This is a genomic window from Viridibacillus sp. FSL E2-0187, assembly GCF_038006425.1.
Taxonomy (GTDB): domain Bacteria; phylum Bacillota; class Bacilli; order Bacillales_A; family Planococcaceae; genus Viridibacillus; species Viridibacillus arvi.
This window is the reverse complement of record NZ_JBBOVG010000002.1, coordinates 430,977-444,914: the sequence shown is the minus strand read 5'-3', so window position 1 is coordinate 444,914 and position 13,938 is coordinate 430,977. Positions and strand designations below refer to the sequence as shown.

Here is a 13,938-nt window from a genome sequence, read left to right as displayed (position 1 = left end):
GATGTAGATATATTGGATACTGTTCTATTTTTAACCATTCTTGTTGTAATTTTCGCACTATTATTCGACTTCATTAATGGTTTTCACGATACTGCAAATGCCATCGCAACTGCTGTTTCTACACGTGCATTACCTCCTCGTGTAGCTGTCTTAATGGCCGCAACTATGAACTTTATAGGTGCAATAACATTTACAGGGGTAGCAAAAGCATTGGCCAAAGATATCGTTGACCCTTTTGCAATTGATAACGGGGTTGTCATTATTTTAGCCGCTTTGTTATCCGCAATTATTTGGAACTTAGTAACTTGGTATTATGGTATTCCATCTAGTTCATCGCATGCTCTAATCGGCTCCTTAGCTGGTGCAGCGATTGCTGCTGCAGGTTTTGCTGTATTGAACTATGAAGGATTTATCAAAATTATTAAAGCATTAATCTACTCGCCATTTATTGCTATCGTAGCTGGTTTTATCATGATGTCCATTTTCAAAGTGTTATTCAAAGACTTAAACTTATACCGTACTAATAAAGGATTCCGTAGACTACAGATTTTCACTGCTGCGGTACAATCTTTTACCCACGGTACAAACGATGCCCAAAAATCAATGGGTATTATTACAATGGCTTTAATCGCTGCTGGATTACAAACTGGTGACGATATTCCAATGTGGGTACGAATTGCAGCTGCAACAGCAATGGGATTAGGTACATCTATTGGTGGATATAAAATTATCAAAACTGTTGGCGGTAAAATCATGAAAATTCGACCTGTTAACGGTGCAGCTGCTGATTTAGCTTCTGCCGCTGTTATTTTCGGAGCTACACAACTTCACTTACCTGTAAGTACAACACATGTTATCTCATCTTCTATTATGGGAGTTGGTTCAGCTCAACGTGTTAAAGGTGTTAAATGGGGCGTAGCAAAGAAAATTGTTCTTACGTGGATTATTACTTTACCAACATCTGCAATAATGGGAGCAGCCATCTTTTTTGTTCTCAACTTATTTATCTAATAATGACCTTAATAGGTTTCCATTCGTTATCGGATGGAAACTTTTTTTATGTAAAAATTTTTGACTGTTTAACGACAAAGTAAGACAGTATGCTTTACACTAATCCATAGAGTTATTTAAGAAAGGTGGTACATACATTTGCAAGGTTTATCTCGATTCATAACAAAATATTATAAAATAATCGCAACGATTTGGTGTGCATTGTTCATTATCTTTGCATACTTTGCTATTCAATTACCTGGTCAATTAAAAGGCGATGGTTTTAAAGTTAATGGCGATCATCAAGCGGTTATGAACGAACTAACAGAAGAATTTGGTCTACCTGCTGAAACCATATTTGTCGTATTTGATAATGTCAAAGACGAAGATATTGAAGCTACATTACAGAAAATCGAAAAGGTAAAGGAAATCGATTCTATTCAATCTCCTTTAAAGGACTCGAAACTTCATAAAAAGAATATCTCCTATGCTATTTTAAATTTCGATAATACTATAGAGGATATGGTAATTGTAGTACCGAAGATACGAGATAAAATAAACAATAAACAAGGAATTACTATTACAGGTGGGTCGGTGATTTCATCCGATCTTAATACAGCCAGTCAAAAGGATTTAGCTAACGCAGAAGCAATTGGATTGCCCATCGCAGTACTTGTGTTATTACTAGCATTTGGTAGCGTTGTTGCTTCAATTCTCCCAATTGTAATTGGTATCATTACTGTCGTATCTGCGTTTGGCATACTATCTATGCTGAGTGGACAGTTTGATTTATCAATCTTCATAATGAATATTATTCCTATGCTTGGACTCGCACTCAGCATAGATTTCGCATTATTGTTTATCAATCGTTATCGTGAGGAAAGATTGCACTCTACCATTCAACAAGCTGTGCAAACAACGATTCAAACTGCCGGACGTTCGATTATTTTTTCTGCATTTTGTGTCATGATTGGTCTCGGTGCTATGATTGTTATCCAAGTAGAAATATTCCATAATATCGCACTAGGTGGTACAATTGCAGTTTTCCTAGCAGTTGTTGCTTCATTAACTTTGTTGCCTGCAAGCATATTGTTACTAGGTGATCGCTTAAATAAATGGACGATTATTCGGGTGAAACCGAATAGTGCATCGCGTTGGCGTAGTTTTGCAACACTGGTTATGAAACGTCCCGTGACAATTGCTATTATTTCCTTGATTATCTTAGGAATCGGTATTGTCCCTGTGAAGGATATGAAGCTAACCATTCCAACAATGGATGCTTTACCTACTTCATATGATTCTCGTACTTCTTTTGAGAAACTACAAAAAGAATTTAATTTAGGCAAAAATTCTACAGTTTACTTATTAGCAGAACGTGAAGATGGATGGGATTCCAAAGCTGGTTTAAATGCCATCCTAAAGCTACAAAAAGCATTACAGAATGATGACTTAGTCCTCGATGTGAAGACCATTTTCACGGAATCTAAAATCAATCGCGTAGAGGACTGGCAGCAAAGTATGGAAAACCTTTCTGCTAGCGAACAATTAAAACCCTTAAAAGAAACTTTTATACATGATAAACAGTTATTTATCCCAATTACATTAGATGCTAAAGGAGCTTCTATAAAGGCACAAGATTGGGTGAGAAAGTGGTCAGATAAAGATTTAAACATGAACTTTAAGCTTGGTGGAGAAGCGAAGTTTAATCAAGAGATTTTCGATGAAATTTCAAATAAAATCGTCATAGCTTTATCCATTATTATTGTCTCTACATTCTTTATTTTGATGCTTGCATTCCGTTCTGTGTTAATTCCTATAAAGGCTATTTTAATGAATATTATTGGCTTATCATCAGCTTTCGGAATTCTCGTATATATCTTCCAATACGGAAGTTTCGGAATAGAGGAAGGGACAATTGTATTAATCATACCTGTTATTACATTTTGTCTTGTATTCGGCTTAAGTATGGACTATGAAGTATTCCTTATCTCAAGGATTCAAGAAGAATATGAAAAAGGAGCGAGTAATACACGCGCGACGATTGATGGACTTACTTCTACAAGTAAAATCATTACATCTGCTGCGTTAATTATGATTGTTATTACAGGTGCATTTGCCTTCACAGATGTAATGCCTGTGAAGCAAATAGGTGTAGGCATTGCCATTGCCATTGCTATTGATGCGACAATTATACGTCTAATGCTCGTACCAAGTCTGATGAAATTATTAGGTGACTGGAACTGGTGGATGCCGTTTCAAAAGAAAAATCGCAAATAAAAAAGAGGCAACCTTAATCAGGTTGCCTCTTTTCATATTTATTAAAAGTGATTTGCATACCAAGCTTTTGCTGCTTTTAATTCATCATGTGTTAACTGATGACCATAATCGCTCCAATATACTTCTACTTCTGCCCCCGCTGCTGTTAACAATCCTTCTAAATCTTTAGATTCTTGAGGAGGGCACATATAATCATTTTTACCAGCACCAATCCAAATTGGTAACTGTGGTAATACCGGCACTTCAATATCTCTTCTTGGAACCATTGGATGATGCAAAATAGCACCTTTCACAACTGGCCCATTACGGAATAACAAATTACCCGCAATATTTGCCCCGTTAGAATAGCCAATTGCTACAACATTCTCTCGATTGAAGCTATATCGCTCGGCTGCTTCGTCGATAAATTCAGCCAATTCCTTTGTACGGACCTCTAAATCAGCCATATCAAAAACGCCTTCTGCTAAACGTCTGAAAAAGCGTGGCATACCATTCTCTACTACATTTCCTCGTACACCTAAAAGAGAAGCTGATGGATCAATCTCTTTTGCTAAAGAGATTAAATCATGTTCATTCCCACCAGTACCATGTAGCAACAACAATGTTGGCTTACTATCATCAGTACCTTTAATGAAAATATGTTGCACGGAGAATCCCCCTATCTATATTCTATAATTAATATCTTGAATTCGAGATAATTATAGATTGAACAGTACTAGGAGTCAATGAATATGCTTTGGAACCTTGCGTAGGATGATTCTTATAAAATAGTTGAATTGAAAGGACAATCAATATAACTGCAATTATTACGACAGAAATTAATGCAATAACCGTTTTTTTACCAGACATAAAATTCCCTACTTCCTTTAGCATTCCTTTGCGAGAACTTTCCGATCTCGACATGTATGCCGTTCTCAAAATTACTTTTTTATAATATTTAATAAGATATGTTCAATTTTGATCCTGCGAATCCATATTTTTGATACAGCGCCAGTTGTCCAATGCTAAAGTTACAAGTAGCATTTAGAATTCGGCGATAACCACTTTCTGTCGCTTCACTTATGGCTTACTGAATAAGTGAAATACCAAAGCCATGTCCCTGACATTTTCCGGCTACCGCTATGGTCATTATCTGGATAGTTTTTGTATTATAAATCAACAAAACGACCACCCCCAACACTCATCCGCCATACTCGCGATATAACACTTACCATCGCGAATATTTTGTGCAATCAAGTGCTCAGACGGATCAGCTAGAAACAGCAAGTCCTTTGGTGGTCGCTCATATACCGCAAACAAACGATATTGTTAGCATCATTTTTTAGACGGCTTAAAGCCTTCTGAATATAAATAGTTTTCCGCATCATCACGAGTTCCGAAACTTTCTTCTAAATTGAAGCCATGATAAACATTCCAAAAAGGATCTTCTTCTACTAAAAGAAGTTGGTCATCATTACGGTTACGCCAGCTTTGCTCAATTCTCACTTCAGGAACTACTTCATCAATTTCAGATAAATACATAAGGGCATCTTCAATAATTTCACGAAGCTCTTGCTCAGAGAAATCACGAATATTTACTAAACCACGATCGTCTGCTTTATAACGTAGTAAATCTCCTACGTAAACAAAACCATTACCGTTTGGGTGTAATTTTTCTACCACAATTTTTTTCTCATATTGGCTACCATCAAAGTGATAATTTAATCGTTTCATCGAAATTTCTTTACGAGTTAATTGAGGGAAACTTTCGATGATCGCTTGTTTTTGTTCAAATGTTAACATAATTTACTCCTTTTTCTTTTGCATTCATCCTTTAGTATAGCATTTTTTATATATCAATTCGCTTTATATCAACATCTTGTCCATCTTTGGTCAATAAAAATACATCAGGATTTCTCATAGTTTTCCATCCTGTAAAACCAAATTTCGAATTATATTTTGTAATGAGTAATGATAATAGATTGCCGTGCGAAACAATTGCAGTATCAGTAGTAGATGATTCGAGTAATTCTTTGATTAACTGTTCCATTCGTGCGATTGCTTCTTTGCTTGATTCTCCACCTATGTACCTCAAATTTTCATCGAGAAAAGTTTGTTCCAACTTATCTAACCAATCATCAAAATTTTGTGTACTTAATACGCGTTCAGCTAACCTTTCATCTTGTTCAATTTCTATTTTCATTTTCTTAGAAAATGGTTCTATCGTTTGAATTGCTCTTGTAAAAGGGCTAGAAATAATTCTCTTTATATCGTATTGTTGTAATCTCTCTGCTAATTGTTTAGCCTGCTCAATCCCATCAACGGTTAACGCTGCCTCTACTTCTTGCCCCGAAGCCTTACAATGACGAATAATATAAATTTTCTTCATTAACAACTCCCCCATCTTCTGAATAATATTATATAGTATTGACATACTATTTAGACAATACTATAATCACAAACAACAATAATTAAAACAAAGACAAGGATTAGTAAAGAATAGACTGTTTTTATAGAGAGAGAATTGATTGGTGGAAGATTCTTATTAACAGCTTCTTGAACCTACCTTCGAGTTCGTCATTGAAAAATGATGCGGCGACAGTCGTTAACATGTTTGAGAGTAAAGCTTCGCTTTAAATAAGGGTGGTACCGCCGTAATGGGTCCCTTATTTAAGGCGGAGCTTTTTATTTTAAAGAAGAGGTGTTTATAATGGCAAAACAATTTGTGAAAGACGTAACAGCAATGGATGTGGATTTTGCTCAATGGTATACAGACGTAGTAACAAAAGCTGATTTAATCGATTATTCAAGCGTTCGTGGTTCTATGATTATCCGTCCTTATGGCTATGCATTATGGGACAATATCAAAAATGAACTCGATGCAAAACTAAAAGAAACAGGGCATGAAAATGTCTATATGCCTCTTTTCATACCTGAATCCTTATTACAAAAAGAGAAAGATCACGTTGAAGGATTTGCTCCTGAAGTGGCATGGGTTACGCATGGTGGGGATGAAAAACTACAAGAGCGCTTAGTTATCCGCCCAACATCAGAAACACTATTCTGCGAACACTACGCTAATATTATTCATTCTTATCGTGATCTACCAAAACTTTATAACCAATGGGCTAATGTTGTCCGCTGGGAAAAAACGACACGTCCATTCTTGCGTACACTCGAGTTTTTATGGCAGGAGGGGCATACTGCTCACGCTACTCAAGAAGAAGCGCAAGAAGAAACATTACGTATGTTAAATGTGTATGCTCAAATTTGTGAAGAGTACTTAGCTATTCCTGTATTAAAAGGACAAAAAACTGAGAAAGAAAAATTCGCAGGCGCTGAATCCACTTACACAATCGAAACGCTAATGCATGACGGGAAGGCATTACAATCAGGAACATCACATAACTTTGGAGATGGTTTTGCACGTGCATTTGATATTAAATATCTTGATAAAGAAGGAAAACAACAATTTGTTCATCAAACATCTTGGGGTTTCACAACGCGTATAATAGGAGCACTTATTATGGTTCATGGCGATGATCGTGGCTTAGTCGTTCCTCCACGTATTGCACCAACACAAGTAATGATTGTACCAATAGCTCAACATAAAGAAGGCGTCCTAGATTTTGCTTATGATTTAAAAGAGCGTCTTGGCAAAGTGGCACGAGTTAATATTGATGCTAGCGACAAAAAACCAGGTTGGAAATTCAATGAGTATGAAATGAAAGGTATTCCAGTACGCCTTGAAGTAGGACCAAAAGACATCGAAAATAATCAAGTGGTTCTAGCCCGTCGTGATTCAGGAGAAAAAGTTATCGTGAAACTAGATGAACTAGAAGTAAAATTACCTGAAATGTTAGAAGAAATACAAAATGATTTATACAATAAAGCACTAAATCACCGCGAAGAAAACACATTTACCGTTCAAACATTTGATGCATTCAAAACACAACTTGAAGAAAAACAAGGATTTATCAAAGCCATGTGGTGTGGTGACCAAGCGTGTGAGGATAAGATAAAAGAAGAAACAGGTGCAACTTCCCGATGTATGCCATTCGAACAAGAACATATCTCAGAAGCATGCATCTGTTGCAGCAAACCAGCAGAAAAAATGGTCGTATGGGCCAAGGCATATTAAATGCTGAAGCGGCCCGTCAAGACTCGACAAGCACTGTAACTTTCGAATCGAAAACATCTTTACAGTTTTCGACCGAGAAAGTGAAAGTGACCTCGAGAGTCTGGCCGCTGAAGCTGGATACACCTTAATGCTGATGGCGCTCGTTCAGACTCGACAGGCGTTGGAGGGCTCGAACACAAGACGCTTTTTGTCTTGTGCCGAGAGACCGAAACGACCCGAGAGTCTAGCGCCTGAAGCTGGATACACCTTAATGCTGATGGCGCTCGTTCAGACTCGACAGGCGTTGGAGGGCTCGAACACAAGACGCTTTTTGTCTTGTGCCGAGAGACCGAAACGACCCGAGAGTCTAGCGCCTGAAGCTGGATACACCTTAATGCTGATGGCGCTTGACCAGACTCGACAGGCGTTGGAGGGCTCGAACACAAGACGCTTTTTGTCTTGTGCCGAGAGACCGAAACGACCCGAGAGTCTAGCGCCTGAAGCTGGATACACCTTAATGCTGAAGCGGCCCGTTTAGCCCTGACAAGCACTGGAACTTTCGAATCGAAAATATCTTTTTAATTTTCGACCGAGAAAGTGGAAGTGACCTCGAGGGGCTGGCCGCTGAAGCCGGATATTCTTAATGCTGAAGCGGCCCGTGTAAATGCAGATAGCCTAAAACCGCCACGTCCTGTGGCAACGGCTATCTGACCAACATCCTGTCGGCCCTCGACTAGCACTGGAAGGGTCGAATCAAAGGCTCCCTTTGACTTTGAGTGTCCGATTGCTCACTAAAAAACGTCACCTAGCTTCAACAAAACAAAAAGCACGTTGCATTTGCAACGTGCTTTTCTTATAAAACTTCTGTTAATTTTGCTAAAACATTATCCATATAGGATGCATTATGCTCAACAAAATCAGCGTGTATAGCATTTTTTACAAGAGGTATCTTCTTTCCATCTTCGATGATTTCAAACCCCTCGACATATAGAGTTTTACACTTACCTGAGTAGAAGTCCTGCACTGTACCTAGCTCTGCTCGAACAATACCAGCAACTTCTTCCTCTTGTAATTGAAATCCTACAAAGTCTGCATCACTAAATACATAGTACACATGGGCAAATTCCATATCGATCATCGGTGGCTGTTGTATACAAGTTTCAAATACCCCAAGCTTTTTCATATCATTAACCGTAAGTGGCAATCCAAGCTCCTCTTGTAATTCACGAATGCCATCCTCAGCTCGCTCATTCACTAACAAATGCCCAGCGGCCGTTATATCAAACTGACTTGCATAATCCTTCTTACAAGTGCTTCTGAGTTGAAAATAAAGATAGTACTTATCTTCTACCTTACTAACAAGCCAGCAATGGAAAGTCTCATGCCAAAAGCCTTTCGCATGTACATCTTCTCTAGTTGCCTCACCAATAGGTTCATGTTCATCATTAAATATTCTTAATAATTCACTGTCCATATTTGGCACCTACACATTCTTTGTTGCAGCTGAACGAATTTCTTTACGATGTTCATAAATATTTTTCACAATTACTTTCCCAACCGCATAAGCTGGTACACCAAGTAAGATACCTAGGAATCCTGCAATGTTACCTGCGGCTAAAATGATTGTAATAACAGTCAGTGGATGAATATCTAATGATTTACCCATAACATTCGGTGTAATTAAATTACTATCAATTTGTTGCGCTACTAATGTGACAACACACACCCAAATGGCTAACTTGGGGTCTTGTAAAAATCCAATAATTAGGGCTGGGACAAATGCAATCCACGGTCCAATAAATGGAATGACATTCATGAAAAATGCAAAAACAACTAATAACAATGCGTAATCCAATCCAATTATTAAATAACCGATATACATCATAGTAGCTAATAATAGACTAATTAGTAGTTGTCCTTGAATATAAGAGCGCAGCACATCATCAATATCCGACAGAGTTTTCTTTATCCATTCACGACGATTCCCAGAAAACAGTTTATACATTGATGGCGCAAATTTCTCATGATCCTTTAACATGAAGATAAAGAAGAAAGGCACCAATATTAAGATAAATGCCCATGACACAATCGTTTGTATTAGTTGTACTAAAAATACACTTGTCATTACTGCGTATTTTTGAATAGAGTTTGCCATCTTATCTATAAATTCATTTACTTGATCTGGAAAACTTCCACGATTATCTTGGATATAATCAGCCATATCTGTAATTTCACTTGCTAAATAAGGTGTGCTCTTTACTAAATGATTCATCTGCTCTGCAATAGAAGGACCAATCAACGAGACAAAGCCCCCAAGTGCTCCTATTAATGCAATAATTATGGTCAAAATACTTGCCCAGCGCGGAAATTTACGTTTCTCTAAAAAACGCTGAATTGGCTCTGTTATGTAATATAAAATTCCGCCTAATAAAAGTGGAGTAAAAATTGCGCTCGCAATAATAACCACTGGATAAAACAAATGTTTAATTTCTAAAAAATACTTAACTATTAATAAAGCGAGTAATATACCGACACCTGTTTGAAACCATAACTTTTTCGTCACAAACTTCACTTCCTTATTGCCTAAATGGGCCCATTTTATCATTAAGTATACGATATTTTATGTAGGAAAAGAAATCAAACAGTTATAATAGAAAATACAATAATACAAATATTCTAAAAAAAATAAGTAATTCCAGTGACATTAGTTGATTTTCCAGTTGGGTGTTGTTACGTTATTTAGTAGAACTTTACATAAAGGTGATGGTGTAATGAAAAGCAATTGGGCTCATGTGGCCAAGAAATATTTACTACATCCATATACTCTCATTCTCGCCGTATTACTTGTGAAGATAATCGCATTTCGTACGGTGATTTTCCACAACCGCTCGGTTTCACAAATTGTGTTACTAGAGTATCCAATGTGGGCTTTGGCACTTACTCTTGTCGTAGTGTTATTTAAAAAGCGTACATGGCTTGCTGTATGGATTTTCAATGCTGTTTTATCTACTTTATTTATCGTCATATTGTATTACACTCGGTATTTTTCAACTTTACCTTCCTATTATGACGTCAAGCAAATCTATCAATCTCATTCGGTCGGTGGTACAGTTGCCTTACTTGGAACCCCCTATGATTACCTTTTTTTCTTAGATATTATTTTATTTCTACCTTTGATTCACTATTTCACTAAAGACAAACAACCACTTTACTACAATGGTGCTAGAAAAGGGCTCCTGGCTTTCACATGTATAAGTGTTATAACGACAGGCCTAGCATTTAGGCAACCACTGATTGATGTATCTTATTTCGCTAAAGAAAATGGCTACTTACAATCACAAGTCGTCCAATTATATGCTCGAAGTTTTGGTGTCGCACTTGCTACTCAAGAAAAGCTAACTGATGCCGATCTTGAAAAACTAAAGGGCAATGAGTATGTTCCATTTAACAAGCACCAAACATTTGGTGTCGCTAAAAATCGCAACGTCTTTGTAATTCAAGTAGAATCATTACAAAACTTTGTTATTAACCGAGATATTAATGGACAAGAAATTACACCAAATCTGAATAAGCTATTAGAAGATAGCGCGTATTTCAATAATGTTTACCAACAAATCGGTGCAGGCAACACTTCAGATGCTGAGTGGGTTATGCATACAGGACTTTATCCTGAAGGCATGGACCCTACTGTCAATTTACTAAAGGATTCAGAAGTTGCTTCCTTACCTAGAATGCTGAGTGAAGAAGGTTACGGTACAGCCACATTTCATGCAGATGATATATCGTATTGGAATCGTAATAAGCTATATCCTGCACTTGGTTTTAACCATGTTTATACATCAGAAGATATTCCAGAACAACAAATTATCGGGTTTGGTCCCTCAGATGAAGTAACATTTCGTTTTGCTGAATCACAAGTACTGAGCTTGTTACAACAATTCAATCGAGTTTACGCCAATATCATTACACTAACTAGCCATACGCCATTTAAAATGCCTGAAGACTACAAATATCTAGAATTACCAACGGAATTCAACGACACATATGTTGGAGACTATTTACAATCAGTTCGTTATACAGATAGGCAAATTGGTCAATTTGTTGCGAATCTTAAACGGTTAGGATTGTACGATAATTCAGTTATTCTCATTTATGGTGATCATTCTGGTTTACATGGAAAACCTGTAACAGAAGAAGACCAAGTGCTATTAGAAGATTTGCTTGGTCACCCTTACAATTTGAATGATCGATTCATAGTACCTGTACTATTTACGGTACCAGGAATCTTTGACAATGAGCAAATTTCACATCTTGGTGGACAAACGGATTTAATGCCTACACTTTTGAATTTACTTGGCATTGAACCTACTTCACAGCTCATAGGACATAACTTATTCCAATATGAACATAATCTACTCGGTATGCGTTATTACTTGCCTGGGGGCTCTTATATAAGCGATCACACGATGTATATCGCACCAAGTGCTCAGCATCCCGCCTCATTGTTAACGAGGGAAACAATGAAAAAGGCAAAACTCACAAACAGATCACAAAAAAATATAAATAATACATTGACGATACTGCAATACTCCGATCAACTTCGGCGAGAGCAAATCGGACAATAGTAGAAAGCCTTATTGAAAACTTAAATTAATTCAATAAGGCTTTTTTATGCGTAAATAATTTTTAATTTACGAGTCCTAATATAAATGAAAAAACTCGCCCCTCTCAATCATTAAAATGATTAAAAAGGACGAGATATTTACCTGTGCCTAATCGATACCTTTTACAATTTGTCATCCTCAACTGAATTTAGGTATTCCTCAATTGAATCAATGACAGATTCAACACAACCTTCTTCAAAAGGCGATACTAGATTTGCTTCCGCTACAAGATTAGTGAAAGATTGTGATCCTCCTAATTGGCAAAGGTGGATATAATCTGCCCATGCTTCCTCATGATTTTCTCTTGAGCGTTTCCAGAATTGGAATGCACAGATTTGCGCTAACGTATAATCAATATAATAGAACGGGCTAGCATAAATATGAGCTTGACGCTGCCAGAAACCGCCTTGCTCTACATATTCAATACCATCATAGTCACGGTGTGGTAAGTAAATTTCCTCTATCTTCTTCCAAGCAGCTTTTCGATCTGCTGGTGTCATTTCAGGATTTTCATACACAACATGTTGGAATTCGTCTACAGCTACGCCATATGGTAAGAATAATAACGCACCGCTTAGATGAGCAAATTTGTATTTATCAGTATCTTCTTTGAAAAATAGCTCCATCCAAGGCCATGTGAAGAATTCCATACTCATAGAATGGATTTCACAAGACTCAAATGTTGGCCAAATATATTCTGGGATACCTATATTACGGCTCGTATATACTTGGAAAGCATGCCCTGCTTCATGTGTTAACACATCAATATCACCAGAAGTACCATTAAAGTTTGAGAAAATGAACGGTGATTCGTAATCATCGATAAATGTACAATAACCGCCCCCCTCTTTTCCTTTTTTCGCTACTAAATCCATCAATTCATTATCAATCATGAAATTGAAGAATTCAGCAGTTTCCGGGGATAACTCTTCATACATTTTTTTACCGTTTTCCACAATCCATTCAGGTGTTCCTTTTGGTGTTGCGTTACCTGTTAAGAAATTTAATCCTTCGTCTTGGTATTTTAATTTATCTACACCTATGCGTTTCGCTTGGCGTTCATATAATTTATTTGCTACAGGAACAATATAATCTCTTACTTGATCACGGAATTTTTTCACCATTTCAGCGTTATAATCAATACGATTCATTTGAATATAACCTAGCTCAACAAAGTTTTTATAACCTAGTTTCACTGCCATTTCATGTCGTACTTTTACAAGTTCATCATATATCTCATCAAATTTAGCTTCATTTTCCTTAAAGAAACCAAAGCTTGCTTCTTTCGCTTTTTTACGAGTTTCAGCGTTTGTCGATTCTCCATAAGGACCTAATTGTGCAAGCGTTAATACTTCACCATTAAAATCAATTTGAGCTGAAGCCACTAATTTAGAATATTCCGATGTTAGTTTATTCTCTTTTTGCATCAATGAGATGAGCTCTGGTGAGAACGATTTAATTTGGTATTCTGCTAAATCAAATAATTGCTGTCCCCATTTCTCTTGTAATTCTTGTTTAAACGCTGAAGTTGTTAGAGCTTTATAGTATTCAGTGACTAAATCATCCATCTCAGGGTTAATTTCATCAAAATAGTCTCTTTCTTTTTGATAAAATTCATTATTTGTATCAATAGAAGCGCGAATTTCTACTAAAGTAGATTGCGTAGAAAAATTATTACGTAATTCATTAATAGCACTGATCACTGCACTTTGTTCTTCTACTGTTTTAGCCGCTTTAAATTCCTCTAAAAGTTTGTGAAATTTACTTTTAGTAGCAGCTAAATCTGGTTTTTTATATTCATAGTCTTTAAATGTTGTCATATGTTTCCCTCTCCCCTTTATCTTTCGATAGTCGAAACGTTAAGCTTATTGTTCAATATTTTCAGAAATATTGCAACTATTATTGTCG

General features: G+C 36.8%; 11 protein-coding genes and 1 other annotated feature. Of the genes, 4 read left to right on the top strand and 7 right to left on the bottom strand.

The genetic code is table 11. The features are described from left to right. The first annotated feature begins 12 nt into the window (after positions 1-12). Positions 13-1,011, top strand: a complete 999-nt coding sequence (locus MHH85_RS21400; protein ID WP_340708442.1) for an inorganic phosphate transporter — start codon at positions 13-15, stop codon at positions 1,009-1,011. 138 nt (positions 1,012-1,149) lie between these two features. After that, on the top strand, positions 1,150-3,267 hold the full coding sequence (locus tag MHH85_RS21395) for an MMPL family transporter (protein ID WP_340708441.1): 2,118 nt from the start codon (positions 1,150-1,152) through the stop codon (positions 3,265-3,267). 41 nt (positions 3,268-3,308) lie between these two features. Here MHH85_RS21395 and MHH85_RS21390 read toward each other — a convergent pair whose 3' ends face one another. The 4 genes from MHH85_RS21390 to MHH85_RS21375 all read right to left on the bottom strand — a co-directional run bounded on the left by MHH85_RS21390 (position 3,309) and on the right by MHH85_RS21375 (position 5,635). Next, entirely contained in the window at positions 3,309-3,914 is a 606-nt protein-coding gene (locus MHH85_RS21390) for an alpha/beta hydrolase (RefSeq protein ID WP_193737720.1), read from the bottom strand. Between the two features lie 28 nt (positions 3,915-3,942). Next, positions 3,943-4,170 carry a hypothetical protein gene (locus MHH85_RS21385; RefSeq protein WP_193737721.1) on the bottom strand — a complete coding sequence of 76 codons (228 nt, stop codon included), beginning with the start codon at positions 4,168-4,170 and terminating at the stop codon, positions 3,943-3,945. A 411-nt stretch (positions 4,171-4,581) separates the two neighbouring features. Continuing rightward, positions 4,582-5,049, bottom strand: a complete 468-nt coding sequence (locus MHH85_RS21380; RefSeq protein WP_193737722.1) for a hypothetical protein — start codon at positions 5,047-5,049, stop codon at positions 4,582-4,584. Between the two features lie 46 nt (positions 5,050-5,095). Further along, complete coding sequence (locus MHH85_RS21375) at positions 5,096-5,635, bottom strand: histidine phosphatase family protein (protein ID WP_340708440.1); 540 nt, start codon at positions 5,633-5,635, stop codon at positions 5,096-5,098. Positions 5,636-5,716: 81 nt separating this feature from the next. After that, positions 5,717-5,916, top strand: a binding site (T-box leader). Positions 5,917-5,956: 40 nt separating this feature from the next. Here MHH85_RS21375 and proS point away from each other — a divergent pair. Continuing rightward, a complete protein-coding gene (proS, locus tag MHH85_RS21370) occupies positions 5,957-7,387 on the top strand; it encodes a proline--tRNA ligase (RefSeq protein WP_340708439.1) in 1,431 nt (476 codons plus the stop codon). Positions 7,388-8,219: 832 nt separating this feature from the next. On the opposite strand, the gene MHH85_RS21365 is transcribed toward proS, so the two are convergent. Then, complete coding sequence (locus MHH85_RS21365) at positions 8,220-8,840, bottom strand: NUDIX hydrolase (protein WP_340708438.1); 621 nt, start codon at positions 8,838-8,840, stop codon at positions 8,220-8,222. A gap of 9 nt (positions 8,841-8,849) precedes the next feature. After that, positions 8,850-9,929: an AI-2E family transporter gene (locus tag MHH85_RS21360; RefSeq protein ID WP_053419119.1), complete on the bottom strand. Its 1,080-nt coding sequence runs from the start codon at positions 9,927-9,929 to the stop codon at positions 8,850-8,852. A gap of 208 nt (positions 9,930-10,137) precedes the next feature. On the opposite strand from MHH85_RS21360, the gene MHH85_RS21355 reads away from it, so the two are divergent. Beyond that, positions 10,138-11,991 carry an LTA synthase family protein gene (locus tag MHH85_RS21355; RefSeq protein WP_340708437.1) on the top strand — a complete coding sequence of 618 codons (1,854 nt, stop codon included), beginning with the start codon at positions 10,138-10,140 and terminating at the stop codon, positions 11,989-11,991. 161 nt (positions 11,992-12,152) lie between these two features. Here the strand turns inward: MHH85_RS21355 and MHH85_RS21350 are convergent, their stop codons facing one another. After that, positions 12,153-13,850, bottom strand: coding sequence for a M3 family oligoendopeptidase (locus MHH85_RS21350; protein WP_340708436.1), 1,698 nt, complete (start codon positions 13,848-13,850; stop codon positions 12,153-12,155). Between the last annotated feature and the right edge of the window lie 88 nt (positions 13,851-13,938).